The organism is Melittangium boletus DSM 14713 (assembly GCF_002305855.1).
GTDB classification, from domain to species: Bacteria; Myxococcota; Myxococcia; order Myxococcales; family Myxococcaceae; genus Cystobacter; species Cystobacter boletus.
The window spans coordinates 809,671-823,378 of the sequence record NZ_CP022163.1; the positions used below are offsets into that span (position 1 = coordinate 809,671).

Here is a 13,708-nt window from a genome sequence, read left to right on the forward strand (position 1 = left end):
GTCCAGGGCAGCGTCGCCGCTCGCTGGAGGTTGGCGAGCCTCGGGTCCCGGGCTGCTGGCTGTGTTGGGTTGGGCGGTGTCGTCGTACAGGCTGAGAGAAAGAGCAGAAGTGCGATGTACGCTCGGAGACGCATGGCCAGACCCTCAACCGATTCAAGACCTGAATGGTCCTGGCGGAGCAGTTCGGAGTATGACAGCGCGCCCCTACCGTCACGAACGCTCGTAAGGGGAGCGGCAGGAGGGCGAGGGTGCAGCAGCCGCAACTCGGACCTATGGATGGCTCCCAAGGCACTAGGAGCTGTCGGAGTACTGCCGAAAAACGACTCCTACATACCAACCATAGCGGTGTGTTTGAGTCGCACTACCCACCATGTAGTGGGTAGCCGAGGTGTTCCGACAGGCTCCTAGCGCTGATGCCCCCTGTCGTTGCAGCTCCAGCTCAGGAACCTGGCAGCGGGAGCGAGCTGCACGTTCAGGACGGCCACGGGAGCGGCGAGCCCCACAGCCCGGGATGTCTAGCGGCGGGAGGTGGGCAGCCCACGCCATGTTGCACGTATGTTGCGGGAGCGTGCGGAATGGGCCGGAACGGGGCGGGACAGGAGGGGCGGTGGCGGGATATCGACTCCCAAGCATTCCGGGCGGTTGCGAGGTAAGGGTGCGATTCTGCGAGGAGTTTCGCACCGCCCGGCGTGGGTTCGATTCCCGCCGCCTCCACACTCAGAAGCCCGGCAATCCCGAGGGGTTGCTGGGCTTTTCCTTGCCCTCTCCTCCGGACACGGGGTCATTCGTTCGACCCTGTCCAGAGGAGAAGCACGGCGAGCGCGCTCAGTACGGCGTCTGGGACACGGCGAGGCCGGGACTCGACTCCCAGGACGTGACGTAGTTGTCCGGGGTGCGCCGCCACCACTGGCCCCACATCACGCCCGAGGAGTTCCGGTACGACCACGCGGTGTTGGAGTTATTGGCCAGCCAGCTCTTGATGGACGCATCGTTGGCCGCGCCCGCCCACTTGCCCGCCCACCGCACGAAGATGCCCTTGAAGCCGGCGGTGTCACCACTGCCGCCGTTGGCGTCGTACTCGTCGTTGAGGATGTCGGCGACGTGCTGGCCCGTGAGGTTGCGGCGGGTCCAGTTCACCGCCAGCCCGCCCACGTCGCGGTAGCTGGTGTTGCCCGTGGCCTGGTAGAGCAGCGTCGACGCGCCCGCGAAGGTGCCCTGGTTGTAGGTGAAGGCCCACCAGACCTTGGTGCCGTTGGCCTGGATGTGATCCGCCACCTGGCCCGTCGTGGGGTTGACCAGCGTGGCGCGCAACCAGTTGTAGATCTGGTCCGCCTGCGCCCGGTAGCCGGTGTTCACCGTGTTGCGCGCGAGCAGCATCGCCGCGATGGTGGCCGGACCGTTCACGCACGCGTTCTTGGTCTGATTGTCCGTGCGCCACCACAGGCCGCCGCCCAGTTTGGTGTCCCAGGCCCGGTCCCAGACCTTGTTGAACTGCCATTGCGCCTGATCCAGGAACGGGCGGTGGCCGGTGATTTCGTAGCCACGCGTCAGGGCGATGACCGCCCACATGACGTCGTCGTTGTACTCATTCCACGACGCGAAGTCCGTGGTGCCGCTGACCACGTTGTTCAGCCCGTTGAGCAGGGAGAAGACGATGTCGCGGTGGGCCGGATTGCGCGTCCGGTCATAGGCGTCCTCGGCCGCCTCGATCTGCTCGCAGACCCGCCAGAAGTCGAACCGGGTCGGCACCTTGCGGTTCGTGTCGAGTACGTAGTAGCCGTTGCCGCCGTTCGCGACATAGAAGGCGTTGTTGTAGGAGTTGAACGCCAGGTCCTTCTCCGCCGGGGTGAGCGCGAGGGCACCCGGCGCGGACGCCACGACCACGGCAGCCACCAGGCCATTCAAGAACCGCGAGTTCATGTAGGCTTCCTCCTTGGAAGTCGGGACCTCCTAATCTGGAGGTAAAATCCCACTAAACCAATTTTCCCCGAAATGAAAGGAAAAGCGGCCCAAAAAGCCGGGAGGGTGCACACATGGAGCGAGTGAATCGACGAGGGCGGGTGCGGAGTGCGCTCGTGGGGGTCGGGGGGGCGCTCGTGCTCGCCTGTGGCGTGGAGGAGCCGGGCGGTCCCCTCGACGCACCGGGTCAGGTCACCCAGGCGGCCAACACCTGTGAGAAGCGGGCCCTGTCCGGAGGCGTCCGGACGATCCTCCACTTCAACAACCCGCTGGCGCCCCGCGTGGCCGCCGGGGACGGGACGCGGGATCTCACCCTCCGGCGGCTTCATCAACCCGCACTTCACCTATGAGCGGTGACGTAGCAGCTGGCCAGGATGAAGAGTGGCGGCTGCGACGTGGCAATCATCGGCAACCACGTCGAGCAGACGGAGTACGACCGGCTCAAGGCCGCGGGCATCCCCCTCAAGGCGCTGAAGATCTCCGGCACGGCTCGCGTGCACGACAAGCTCATCGCCATCTCCGCGAAGAAGGCGGGCACGACGAGCTGGGCGTACCGGGTCTACACCGGCTCGCACAACTTCAGCCCGGGCAGCCTCACCGGGGGTGACGACCTCTTCGTGCGCCTGGGCGAGGAGAGCGGCACGAGCCACCCGATGTACGACGCCGTGCTCGCGCACTTCAACGATGGGTGGAAGAGCCCCTACGCGGTGACGCTCACCGGCGCGAACTGAAGGCCGCGCGACGCGCGTCTGTTGTTGCCTCGGAGGCAACTCGCCTCGTGAAGACAGCCATGTCACTCCCGGGACGTAGGGTGTCCGTTCCGGGCCAGGGGTTTCCGGGCCGTGGTGGACGGACCTGTTCCCGGCAGACAAGGCATCACGATGATGGGTTCCAAGACACGCATGGGTTGGGCCGCGAGCATGCTCGTGGCCTGTTTCCTCTCGGGCTGTGAGCACGACACGCCCCCGCCTCCCGCCACGCCCGTGGAGTCCGGAGCGCCGGAGGCGCCCTTCGACGTGCAGAAGATCATGGAGCGGGTGCACTTCGCCTTCCGCGCCGAGGGCTCGGCCTGGCGGGGCGGCCATGACACCTACGCGGTGCGCGCGGACGCGCTCGGCCTGAGCGTCACGCCCTACCACTACCCGAAGTCCTCATCACCCGAGCACGCGGAGAGCGCGCGCGAAGCCCCTCCGGCCGCCGTGGAAGGCGCGCCGGTGCACCTGGGCGCGGCCCGCGTGAGCCGGGGCGGCGAGGTGCTGTCGGGGCTCGCGGGAAGCGGCCGGGTGGAAGACTCGGGCGAGCTGAGCATCCCACGTGGCGAGGTGGTGGAGCGGCTGCGCAACGGCGCGGACGGCGTGGAGCAGAGCTGGCACTTCGAGCGGCGGCCCGCGGGCACGGAGGCGCTCGAGGTCCGCGTTCCCGTGGAGGGCGGACACTTCCTCGGCGAGACGGACAGCGGCCTGCACTTCGCCGAGGGCGCCACGGGTGTGGGCGTGCGCTATGGCCATGGAACCTGGGTGGACGCGCGCGGCGAGCGCACGCCCGTGCCCGCGCGCTTCGAGGGCGACGCCATCGTGCTGCGCGTCCCGGCATCGGTGGTGGACGCCTCGGCCTATCCGGCGGTGTTGGATCCCATCGTCTCGCCGGAGTTCGGCATGGACGCGCCGGTGTCGGCGTACACGGACCACAGTCAGGACGCGCCCGTGGTCACTCACGATGGGACGAACTTCCTGGTCGTCTGGCAGGACTTCCGTCATGTCGGCTACACGGATCTCTATGGCGCCCGGGTGACGGGCAGCGGCACCCTGCTGGACCCCACGGGCCTGCGCATTTCCAGCGGAACCAACAGCGCGTACGCCCCCGCCGTGGCCCATGACGGCACGAACTTCCTGGTCGTCTGGTACGAATGGGCCAACAGGTACAACATCCACGCCACCCGGGTGAGCAGCACGGGCGTGGTGCTCGATCCGGGCGGCATCGTCATCTCCAACGCCCCCGGTGACAAGCACGCCCCCGCCGTGGCCCATGACGGCACGAACTTCCTGGTCGTCTGGCAGGACAAGCGCACGGGCACCCATGACATCTACGGCGCGCGGGTGGACAGCGCGGGCACGGTGCTCGATCCCAACGGCATCGCCATCTCCACCGCCGCCAACGAGCAGCTCGCGCCCTCCGTGGCCCACAACGGCACGAACTTCCTGGTCGTCTGGCAGGACGCGCGCAGCGGCGTCTTCGACATCTACGGCGCGCGGGTGAACGGCTCGGGCACGGTGCTCAACACCAATGGCTTCCTCATCTCCGTGGCCGTCAACGCACAGGAGCGCCCCTCGGTGGCCTACAACGGCTCGGACTTCGTGGTGGTTTGGGAGGACTCGCGCAACGGCAACGCCGACATCTATGGCGCTCGGGTGAGCGCCACGGGCGTGGTGCGCAACCCCAGCGGCATCGCCATCAGCACCCACGGCAACAATCAGCGCGCGCCGCGCGTGGCGCGCTTGGGCACGGACTGCCTCGTGGTGTGGCACGACACCCAGGCCTCCAAGATCTTCGGCGCCCGGCTGAGCAACACGGGCGCCGTGCTCAATCCGAGCGATCTGCTCATCGCCCCCATTTTCAGCTACTTCGAACACGTCTCGCTCGCCAGCGATGGGACGAACTTCCTGGTCGTCTGGGGAGGCGAGTCCAGCGCGGGCCGGAACTCGGACATCCACGCCACACGGGTGACGAGCGCGGGCGTCCCCCTGGACACCCCCGCCCTCGTCCTCTCCGTGGCGGGCAATGGGCAGTACACGCCCGTGGTGGCCCATGATGGGACGAACTTCCTGGTCGTCTGGCGGGACCACCGGCACACCGGCATGGACATCTACGCGGTGCGGGTGAGCGAGACGGGGACGGTGCTGGACTCGAGCGGTATCCGCCTCTCGTCCAGCAATACCTACCTGGCCTTCGATCCCGCCGTGGCCCACGATGGGACGAACTTCCTGGTCGTCTGGCAGCAGTACTTCGTCAACTCGTCCGTCGGTATTCGGGGCGTGCGGGTGAGCTCCACGGGAAGCGTGGTGGACACCACGCCCATTGTCCTCACCAACCAGCAAACGTACCTGGGACGTCCCGCGGTGGCCCATGACGGCACGAACTTCCTGGTCGTCTGGGAGGACAACCGCCATGCGGTAGGAAGCAACATCTACGGCACGCGGGTGAGCAGCGCGGGCACGGTGCTCGACACGAGCGGCATCGCCATCTCCACCTCGGCCACCTTCCAGGTGCATCCCAAGGTGGCCCACAACGGCACGAACTTCCTGGTCGTCTGGCAGGACAACCGCAATGCGGATAACGACATCTACGGGGCCCGGGTGAGCAGCACGGGCACGGTGCTCGACACGAGCGGCATCGCCATCTCCACCGCGACGGGCAACCAGGAGCACCCCGCCCTCACCCACAACGGGATGCACTTCATGGTGGTGTGGGAAGACTGGCGCGTGGGCCGGTCGGAGATCTACGGGGCCCGGGTGAGCAGCGCGGGCACGGTGGTCGACACGAGCGGCATCGCCATCGCCACCCTCGCGATGCCCACCCAGGATTACAAGTACGTCCCCACCGTGACGCATGACGGGGACAGCTTCCTGGTGGCCTGGGAGGACCACCGCACGGACCTGTACCTGGGCGACATCTACGGGGCTCGGGTGAGCGACACCGGCACGCTGCTGGACACCCAGAGCTTCGTCCTCGCGGCCGGGCCGCTCGGGGAGAGTACGCCCGCGCTGACCTCCATGGGCGGACAGAGCTCGCTGCTGGTCTACCGGGGCACCGACCTCTCGGCGACCACGAACAGCGAGCGCGTGAAGGCGCGGCTCGTCCAGACGCCCTGAGTCTCCGGGGGGGAACAGCGGGCGGCCTCGTCCCGCTGTCTCCCTCCGGTGGTCCCAAGCAGGACCCGCACACGCGCTCGGAGATTCTGCCTGGGTCCTTTCAGAGCCTGCGCCCCTGGATTCCCCGTCAACAGGGCCTCTGAGCCCGCCCGTCGCTCACGTCAAGCGACGCCGTTGTCAGAGTCACCCTACGGCTCGTCTGACACTCTTCGCGTCAGCACCGCCGTGGGCTCCTCGCTTCTCGCCGGGGTGGGGAGGTGCTCCACCCGGGTTTCCCGCTCCGTGCTCCGCGCCGGAATGTGGCCCGCCTTGCGCGCGAGGGCTTCCTGCACCAGACGGCCCAGCTCCCGCTGTCCGTGGGGAAAGGGCGCGAACGCTCCCGTCAGGGCACACAGTTGCTCGCGCAACCGCTGGCCCCGATCCGTGCGCTCCTCCACTTGCCACGTCAGCAGACCCATGATGACGGCATCCAGCGCGGGAGGTACTTCCGGGCGGTGCACCGAGGGCGGCACGAGGAAGGGCGGCGGGGTCGCTCGCACGGTGTTGGAGACATCCTCCTCCTGGAAGACACGCCGTCCCGTGAGCGCCTCGTGCAACGTGAGGCCCAGCGCGAAGAGATCCGCCCGCCCGTCGAAGGCGTGGCCCCGTGCCTGCTCCGGTGCCAGGTAGCCCAGCTTGCCGCGCACCCGGTCCGCCTGCGTGAGCCGGACGTGAATGGCCGCGCGCGCCACCCCGAAGTCCCCCAGCTTCACCTCGCCAATGCGTGACAGCAGGATGTTGGGCGGATTCACGTCCCGGTGCACCAGGTTCAGCGGAAGTCCCTCGTTCGAGGTGCGCCGGTGCACGTAGTCGAGCGCCTCGCCCAGCTCGGCCCCGAGGTAGGCCACCACCGCCGGCGGCAGCGACCCGTGGCTCTTGAGCAGCTCGCGCAGGGACACCCCTTCGATGTGCTCCATGGCCATGAAGTACGTGTCCCCGAACCGGCCCACGTCGAGCACCTGGACGATGTTGGGGTGGTTGAGCAGCGAGCCCAGCTCCGCCTCCCGGCGGAACAGCGTCACGAAGTCCTCGTCCTCGGCGTAGGCGGGGAGGATGCGCTTGATGGCCACCACCTTCTCGAAGCCGCCTTCTGGGCTGTACGTGGCGCGGAACACCTCCGCCATGCCTCCCACCCCCAGCCGCTCGTGCAGGAAGTACTTGCCCACCAGGTCCTTCTCCCGCACGGCGTGTAGCGCCTCTTCGGCCCGGTGCGTGAGGTAGCCGGCCACGAGCGCCGCCAGCCATCCGATGACGACGTAGTAGCTGGCCCGCAGAATCACCATCGCCGGCGAGAAGATCATCGGAATGGGCTCGGCCAGCCGGGGCCAGGCCAGCAGGAAGTAGAGCAGCACCGTCTGGGCGGCCACGAGGCCACCGGCGAAGAGGGCCAGACTGCGCTTGCCCCGCAGAGCCGCGAACACGATGGCCGCGGTCCAGAGCACGGCCATGGGGTTGCCCAGCGCCTGCTCGGGCGTCCCGAAGAGGGTGTCGCAGACGAAGAGGAACGCTCCGGTGGAGGTCTCCAGGCCGACGTTGACCCAGTAGATGGAGGGGTGGAACCAGCCTCGCCGCAACATCCGGGACAGCACCCCGTAGTAGACGGCGAGGACGGCACACAGGCCCGCGACGGCCAGGGCGCGGGGCCAGCCGATGAGGGAGACCAGCCCGAACGTGGAGACGATGAAGAGGCTGGACACCCGGCTGATGAACCGGGCCACGATGGCTTCGCGGGCGGCGGCGTCCGTCCGGAAGTGCTCGGCGAGCAACTTCGTGCCGAGCGGCGTCGCGCCACCTGTTGAGTCGGAGGGATGCATGGGGGCCACATTGTCTTGCAGCCGTGAGGGCAAGGCGAGTCCTGGCTCTCCTTTCGAGCAGGCCCCTCTACGTCCCAGGTTGTCCTCGATGAGATTCGAACCCGTGGACAAGCACACCTGCTGGGGGCTCCCCGTGCCGGGGCCTGCTTAGATCAGCCCCTCGGAAACCAGCATCGAGTCCAGCCCATCCAGCAACACCTGAAGGTGGGACAGCAGTTCCTGTCCGGGGCCGCCCACCGCGCGGATCACCGCCACCACCTGGGATTCCAGCTCGGGTGGCCGCTTGGGGCACAGATGCCGCACCTGTTCCAGGAGCCGCTTCTCGCCCGGGTGTGGAACGCGGTTCACCGCGAACAGGATGTCGAAGTAGCTCGCCAACACCGCCGTCACCCGGTGTTGCACGCTCACCGGGTCCGCTCGGTGCAGCGCGAGTTCAATCTGTTCCAGGTATGAGGACAGTTTCCGCCGCAGCACGGGGTGGTTCTTCGCCACGATGGCGTGGCACAGAGGCTCTGGGTAGGCGCTCCGGGCCCGCGCCTGGAGCCGCGCGAGCCACCCCGCCCGGTCGAAGAGCACGCGGGAGTTCCTCACCGTGTGCAAGAAGCTGGTGGTGTAGCCGAGCGACGCCTCGAAACGAACGAGGACACGATCTAGCTGGTCCTCGATCCACTCCGGGCTCCAGTAAGCGACATCCACGCCCTGACCGCGGGTGTCGATCCACTCGTCGCCGGTGCCGAAGAACAAATTATCGATCTCGGCACGAGTCGCCGTGGGCAAGATGAGCGAGCGCCGCGCCTCGACGGGAGGTGGAGGGTTCGCATAGACGATCAGGTCGAGATCCGAGCGCGGATCGGCGGCACCCGTCACCCAAGAGCCACCCAGCGCCACCGCTCGAACCTGCTCGAAGGTGGCGAAGCGTTCCGCCCACTCACGGGCCAGTGAAGGGACATCCGAATCTTGTTCAGTCATACAAGGCGCTCAGCGCAGGGTCCGGATAACACGGCAGGGGTTGCCCGCGGCGAAGACGTACGGGGGAATGTCCCGCACCACCACACTCCCGGCACCAATGGTGGCCCCCTCACCGATGGTGACGCCCGGGCAGATGATGGACCCACCGCCAATCCATACCTTGGCGCCGATGGTGACGGGCCGCCCCAGTTCGGGGCCCTTGATGCGCTCGTCCGGATCCAGCGGGTGCGTGGCCGCGTAGATGTGCACGCCAGGCCCCAGGAACACGTCATCTCCCAGCGTCACCGGATTGCAGTCGAGGATGACGCACTGAAAGTTCATGTACACGCGCGCGCCCAGCCGAATGTGCTCGCCGTAGTCACAGAAGAACGGCGGTTCGATCCACACTCCCGCGTCCACGGAGCCCAGGAGCTGAGAGAGTAAGCCCTCGCGCTGCTTCAGCTCGTCCTCGGTGGACTGGTTGTAGGCGCGCAGCAGCTTGCGCGCACGGGCTCGCCCCGCCACCAACTCCGGGTCCGCTGCGACGTACAGCTCGCCAGCGAGCATCTTTTCCCGCTCGGTCCGTGCCATGCCCTGAAAGGTGGGCACTCGCCGCTCGCTCATCTCGTCCATCCGCGGGGGCCCTCGGTTGCTTGATTGCACGCGTGCCACTCAGGGGCTGGGAGCAACGCCAATCACATCGCTCGCCTGCTGGGCAGGCGTATATCCCCAGCGGGCCCCCCTCAACGCCCCTCCTCGGCTTTCGCGCACCAGTCCTCCCCCTCCATCGGCTTCTCATCTGCCCGATGCGTGACGCGGGCGGCACCACGAGCAGTCCCACGCGCAAGCCCACGGTGTCGGCGACGAGCCCGACAACCGGGGCGACATGAGGAACCCGAGGCGCATCAGCCGGCTGACGACGGTGAGGCCGGTACCGGATCTCAGGCAGGGTGACGCGGTGCCCAGGAACGAGGCGTCTTCGCGCATGCGCTCCATGATGAGGCTCGCGCATCGAGGAAACCCGCTCGCCGCTGTAGAGTGCCGCCCTCTCTCCTCCGTGGAGCAGTCCTCGCATGCCGTCATTCCTCGCTGGCGCTCTCGCCGCCGCGGCCCTCGCCCTGGTACCCGCCGCTCCCTCCACCCCCGTGTCCCCACCGGTCGTCCTCGCCCGGGTGTCCTTCCAATCCCAAGCGGATCTCGATGCGCTCGCCGCGCGCCTGGATCTCACCGCCGCCGTGGATCGCGCGCGAGGCACCGTGGAGGCCGTGCTCTCGGCCGAGGAGTACTCGGCGCTGATGAAGGAGGGGCGGGCGGTTCAGGTGCTCGAGGAGCCCACGCGGCTGCTCAACACGCCGCGGGAGCGTTCGGCCGCGCAGCGCACCGGCATCGCCGGCTACGCGTGCTACCGCACCGTCGACGAGACGTACGCGGCCATGGAGAACCTGGCCAACACCTACCCCACGCTCGCCTCGTGGGAGGACATCGGCGACACCTGGGACAAGGTGACCGCGGGAGGCAATCCGGGCGATGACCTGCGCGTGCTGGTGGTGACCAATCGCACGCGGCTCAAGCCCAAGCCGCGCTTCTTCCTCATGGCCGCCATCCACGCGCGCGAATACGCCACGGCCGAGCTCGCGGCGCGCTTCGCCGAGCAGCTTGTCACCAGCTACGACACGGACCCCGAGGCACGCTGGCTGCTCGACCACCACCAATTGCACCTGGTGGTGCACTCCAACCCGGATGGCCGCCGCCTCGCGGAGACGGGCGCCTCCAAGCGCAAGAACACCAACACCACCCAGGGTTCCTGCACCCAGACCACCTGGGGCGTGGACCTCAACCGCAACAGCAGCTTCGACTGGAACCAGGGCGGCGCGAGCTCCAGTGCCTGCAGCGAAACCTTCATGGGCCGCTCGGCCGCCTCCGAGCCCGAGACGCAAGCGCTCGAGAACTACATCCTCTCGCTCTTTCCGGACCGGCGTGGCCCGGGCGCCACGGACGCGGCGCCCGCGGACACGTCGGGGCTGGTGTTGAGCCTGCACAGCTATGGCGGCTACGTGCTCTACCCCTGGGCGACGAGCTCCGCGCTGGCGCCCAACGCCACCCAGCTGCGCACCCTGGGCCGCAAGTTCAACTACTTCAACGACTACGAGGCCTGTCAGGTCTCCACCTGCCTCTACACGGCGTCGGGCTCCACGGACGCGTTCGCCTACGGTCGACTCGGCGTGGCCGCCTACACCTTCGAGATGGGCGATGCCTTCTTCCAGAGTTGCTCGAGCTTCGAGAGCGACATCGTCCCCGGCAACATGCCCGCGCTCTACTACGCCTTCAAGGCGGCGCGGCGACCGTACCAGACGCCCTCGGGCCCGGACTCGGTGCACCTCTTCCTGTCCGCGAGCACCGTCACCCAGGGCACGCCGGTGACGCTCACCGCCCAGGCCAATGACACGCGCTATGGCACCAACGGCGGCGTGGAGCCCGCGCAGTTCATCACCGCCGCACGCTACTCCATCAACCAGCCCTCGTGGCTCGCTGGCACGCCCCTCTACCCGATGAACCCGGCGGACGGGGCCTTCGACGCGTCGATGGAGACCGTGGTGGCCACGATTCCCACCACGGGCCTCACCCGGGGCCGCCACACCCTCTTCGTGGAGAGCCAGGACGCCACCGGCCAGTGGGGCGTGCCCACCGCCATCTTCCTCACCGTGCAGTAGCGCCCTCTTCCTTCACAGGTCGGGTTACACGGATTAATCACGAATTGATTGACACTGTTGCCACGGGTGTCGACAGTGGCGTGACCGGAACATCCGGTGCTGCACGTCAGCCAGACGGCGGACGTACCGCACACCTAACCATGAGGGCAGGAACGGTGGATCTCACAGAACGCAAGCCATGGCGAATCCGGGCCGCGTGCACCGGCATCGACATCCCGTACGCTCGACCCTCTCGCGCCGTGCGCCATCGAGGTCTGCGCGTTCTCCGCGCCGCGGTGCTGTCGGGCGTCTCCCTCGTGGGGCTACCGGGGCTCGCCGCCATCGCGCCCCACCTCGCCGACCGTACCGGCCCGATCGTTGGGCTGGCCGGAAAGTGTGTCGATGTCGCGGCCTCTGGCACCGCGAACGGCACCGCCGTCCAGCTCTACACCTGCGCCACCGGGGTGGCACAGACCTGGACGATCAGCGACACCGGCACGATCCGCAACCCCCACTCTGGCAAGTGTCTGGATGTCACCGGGCAGGGGACGGCGAACGGGAGCACGATCCAACTGTGGGACTGCAATGGGAGCGGCGCGCAGCAGTGGATCTACGACGCGTCGGCGCAGACGCTGCGCAATCCCCAGTCGGGACGCTGCCTGGACGTGACCGGCGAGAACTCCGCGGACCGGACCCGATTGCAGATCTGGGATTGCAACGGTCAATCCAATCAGAAGTGGCGACTGCCGGGCGATGATGGCGCCTGCACCCGCTCCGTCGCCGCTGGTGACAGCACCCTCGCGGTCACCTTCAACGGGGTGCGCTACAACGTCGCCGTCTACGTCCCGAGCGGCGTCGGCGCCACGACCCGACTGCCGCTCGTGCTCAACCTCCACGGGACGGGCAGCTCCGGCTCGGGACAGATCGCGTACAGCAACATCAAGTCCGCCGCGCAGACGAACAAGTTCGCGGTCGTGGCCCCCTCCGGAGCGATCGTCAGCGGCAGCGGGTTCGCGTGGAACGTTCCCGGCGTGACGTCGGGCCCGCGTGACGATGTCGCTTTCCTCGACCAGGTGATCACCACGATGGGTTCCACGCTCTGCGGAGAGCCCGGCCGGGTCTTCGCGATCGGCTATTCCGGCGGCGCGCGGATGGCGTCCGCGTTCTCCTGCGCGCGCCCGGACCGGTTGGCGGGACTCGCGGCCATCGCGGGTCTCCGCGCCGGACGTCCCGACCCGGCGAACATGAGCCAACCGGAGGCCGCGGCCTGTCGACCGGCCAGCACGGTGCCGGTGGTCGCCTTCCATGGACAGCAGGACTACACGAATCCGTACGATGGCGGCGGCAGTTCCGTGTGGCAGTACTCCGTGCCCGCGGCACAACAGCGCTGGGCGACGCTCAACGGGTGCGGCCCGACTCCGACGACCGTCTCCGTGTCATCGCACGTCAGCAAGCTCACGTACTCGGGCTGCCGTAACGGCGCCGATGTCTTGCTCTACCGGATCTCCAATGGCGGTCACACGTGGCCGGGGACCCCTCAGCCCTCGCCGGGGAACGGCACAACGACCCAGGAGATCGACGCCAACGCCCTGCTCTGGAGCTTCTTCGCCTCGCATTGACGCGCGAACGAACGCCCGAGGTGTCACCTCAGGCCATCCGCGCCAGGACGCTCGCCAATTCCTGTTCATCCGGCAGGTAGACGCTGCCGAAGTCCAGGATGTTGGGATTGCCATGCGTCATGGCATTGGCCGTGGGTCTGCGAAAGGAGCCGTGGTATTCCCGGGCCCCCGACTCCTCCATCAACCCGCCGATGTTGGAGGCGCGGATTCCGGCGCCGGGCATGATGATGATGCGGTCACCCGCGGCCTTCACCAGTTGTCCGAGGACCTTGCCCGCCTCGGGAGCGCCGCTGGCCTGACCCGAGGTGAGGATCCGCTCGCAACCCACCTCGATCAGATCCTCCAGCGCCTGGAACATGTCCGGCGTCGCATCGAAGGCCCGGTTGCAGGTCACGCCCATGGGCCCCGCCCATTCGACGAACCGCTTCATCCGCTCCTTGTCGATCCGGCCATCCCTCAACTGGGCGCCAATGGAAATGCCATCGCAGCCGAGTTCACGACAGATCCGGATGTCCTCCCGGAGAATGGCGAGTTCGTCCTCGTCGTAATAGTAGTTGCCGGCACGAGGTCTCAGGATGGAATACAGCTTGAGGGAGACCCGCTCCCGGGTCCGCTTGAGGGTTCCGTAGCTCGGCGTGGTGCCTCCCTCCGTCGGATTGTCGCACAGTTCGACGCGGTGGGCGCCGGCCCGCTCCGCGATGAGGCATGACTGGAGGTTGAACGCGCAGACTTCAAGGAGGGCTCTGGGCATGGGCTCATCGGAGTCTCCC

The 13,708-nt window shown here is 67.8% G+C and carries 10 protein-coding genes; 5 read left to right on the forward strand and 5 right to left on the reverse strand.

The features are described 5' to 3' along the window. Nucleotides 1-825: 825 nt before the first annotated feature. Entirely contained in the window at nt 826-1,920 is a 1,095-nt protein-coding gene (locus MEBOL_RS03385; protein ID WP_095976053.1) for a glycoside hydrolase family 76 protein, read from the reverse strand. Nucleotides 1,921-2,033: 113 nt separating this feature from the next. Between MEBOL_RS03385 and MEBOL_RS41775 the strand changes: the two genes are divergently transcribed. From MEBOL_RS41775 to MEBOL_RS03395, 3 genes are all read left to right on the forward strand, one after another. Then, nucleotides 2,034-2,309, forward strand: coding sequence for a hypothetical protein (locus tag MEBOL_RS41775; protein WP_170115403.1), 276 nt, complete (start codon nt 2,034-2,036; stop codon nt 2,307-2,309). Between the two features lie 24 nt (nt 2,310-2,333). Continuing rightward, on the forward strand, nt 2,334-2,690 hold the full coding sequence (locus MEBOL_RS03390; protein WP_245919422.1) for a phospholipase D-like domain-containing protein: 357 nt from the start codon (nt 2,334-2,336) through the stop codon (nt 2,688-2,690). A gap of 150 nt (nt 2,691-2,840) precedes the next feature. Then, nucleotides 2,841-5,828, forward strand: a complete 2,988-nt coding sequence (locus MEBOL_RS03395; protein WP_095976054.1) for a TolB-like translocation protein — start codon at nt 2,841-2,843, stop codon at nt 5,826-5,828. A 188-nt stretch (nt 5,829-6,016) separates the two neighbouring features. Here the strand turns inward: MEBOL_RS03395 and MEBOL_RS03400 are convergent, their stop codons facing one another. The 3 genes from MEBOL_RS03400 to MEBOL_RS03410 form a co-directional block, all read right to left on the reverse strand. Further along, the gene (locus MEBOL_RS03400; RefSeq protein ID WP_095982562.1) at nt 6,017-7,681 is read right to left on the reverse strand and encodes a serine/threonine-protein kinase; all 1,665 of its coding nucleotides are present in this window, start codon (nt 7,679-7,681) and stop codon (nt 6,017-6,019) included. 147 nt (nt 7,682-7,828) lie between these two features. After that, a complete protein-coding gene (locus tag MEBOL_RS03405; RefSeq protein ID WP_095976055.1) occupies nt 7,829-8,650 on the reverse strand; it encodes a nucleotidyltransferase domain-containing protein in 822 nt (273 codons plus the stop codon). Nucleotides 8,651-8,659: 9 nt separating this feature from the next. Continuing rightward, nucleotides 8,660-9,253 (reverse strand): sugar O-acetyltransferase, encoded by a 594-nt coding sequence (locus MEBOL_RS03410; RefSeq protein ID WP_342747737.1) that lies wholly within the window; start codon nt 9,251-9,253, stop codon nt 8,660-8,662. A gap of 449 nt (nt 9,254-9,702) precedes the next feature. Here MEBOL_RS03410 and MEBOL_RS03415 point away from each other — a divergent pair, with 449 nt between their 5' ends. Both MEBOL_RS03415 and MEBOL_RS03420 read left to right on the forward strand, forming a co-directional pair. Then, nucleotides 9,703-11,340: a M14 family metallopeptidase gene (locus tag MEBOL_RS03415; RefSeq protein WP_095976056.1), complete on the forward strand. Its 1,638-nt coding sequence runs from the start codon at nt 9,703-9,705 to the stop codon at nt 11,338-11,340. Between the two features lie 155 nt (nt 11,341-11,495). Further along, the gene (locus MEBOL_RS03420; RefSeq protein WP_218920872.1) at nt 11,496-12,938 is read left to right on the forward strand and encodes an extracellular catalytic domain type 1 short-chain-length polyhydroxyalkanoate depolymerase; all 1,443 of its coding nucleotides are present in this window, start codon (nt 11,496-11,498) and stop codon (nt 12,936-12,938) included. A 28-nt stretch (nt 12,939-12,966) separates the two neighbouring features. Here the strand turns inward: MEBOL_RS03420 and MEBOL_RS03425 are convergent, their stop codons facing one another. Then, on the reverse strand, nt 12,967-13,689 hold the full coding sequence (locus MEBOL_RS03425; RefSeq protein ID WP_095982564.1) for a copper homeostasis protein CutC: 723 nt from the start codon (nt 13,687-13,689) through the stop codon (nt 12,967-12,969). Nucleotides 13,690-13,708 lie beyond the last annotated feature (19 nt).

Excerpts from the sequence above, each read along its gene's own strand:
- MEBOL_RS03390 (WP_245919422.1), top strand. The coding sequence starts at position 2,334 with ATGAAGAGTGGCGGCTGCGACGTGGCAATCATCGGCAACCACGTCGAG.
- MEBOL_RS03415 (WP_095976056.1), top strand. The coding sequence starts at position 9,703 with ATGCCGTCATTCCTCGCTGGCGCTCTCGCCGCCGCGGCCCTCGCCCTG.
- MEBOL_RS03410 (WP_342747737.1), bottom strand. The coding sequence starts at position 9,253 with ATGAGCGAGCGGCGAGTGCCCACCTTTCAGGGCATGGCACGGACCGAG.
- MEBOL_RS03405 (WP_095976055.1), bottom strand. The coding sequence starts at position 8,650 with ATGACTGAACAAGATTCGGATGTCCCTTCACTGGCCCGTGAGTGGGCG.
- MEBOL_RS03425 (WP_095982564.1), bottom strand. The coding sequence starts at position 13,689 with ATGCCCAGAGCCCTCCTTGAAGTCTGCGCGTTCAACCTCCAGTCATGC.
- MEBOL_RS03385 (WP_095976053.1), bottom strand. The coding sequence starts at position 1,920 with ATGAACTCGCGGTTCTTGAATGGCCTGGTGGCTGCCGTGGTCGTGGCG.
- MEBOL_RS41775 (WP_170115403.1), top strand. The coding sequence starts at position 2,034 with ATGGAGCGAGTGAATCGACGAGGGCGGGTGCGGAGTGCGCTCGTGGGG.
- MEBOL_RS03400 (WP_095982562.1), bottom strand. The coding sequence starts at position 7,681 with ATGCATCCCTCCGACTCAACAGGTGGCGCGACGCCGCTCGGCACGAAG.
- MEBOL_RS03395 (WP_095976054.1), top strand. The coding sequence starts at position 2,841 with ATGATGGGTTCCAAGACACGCATGGGTTGGGCCGCGAGCATGCTCGTG.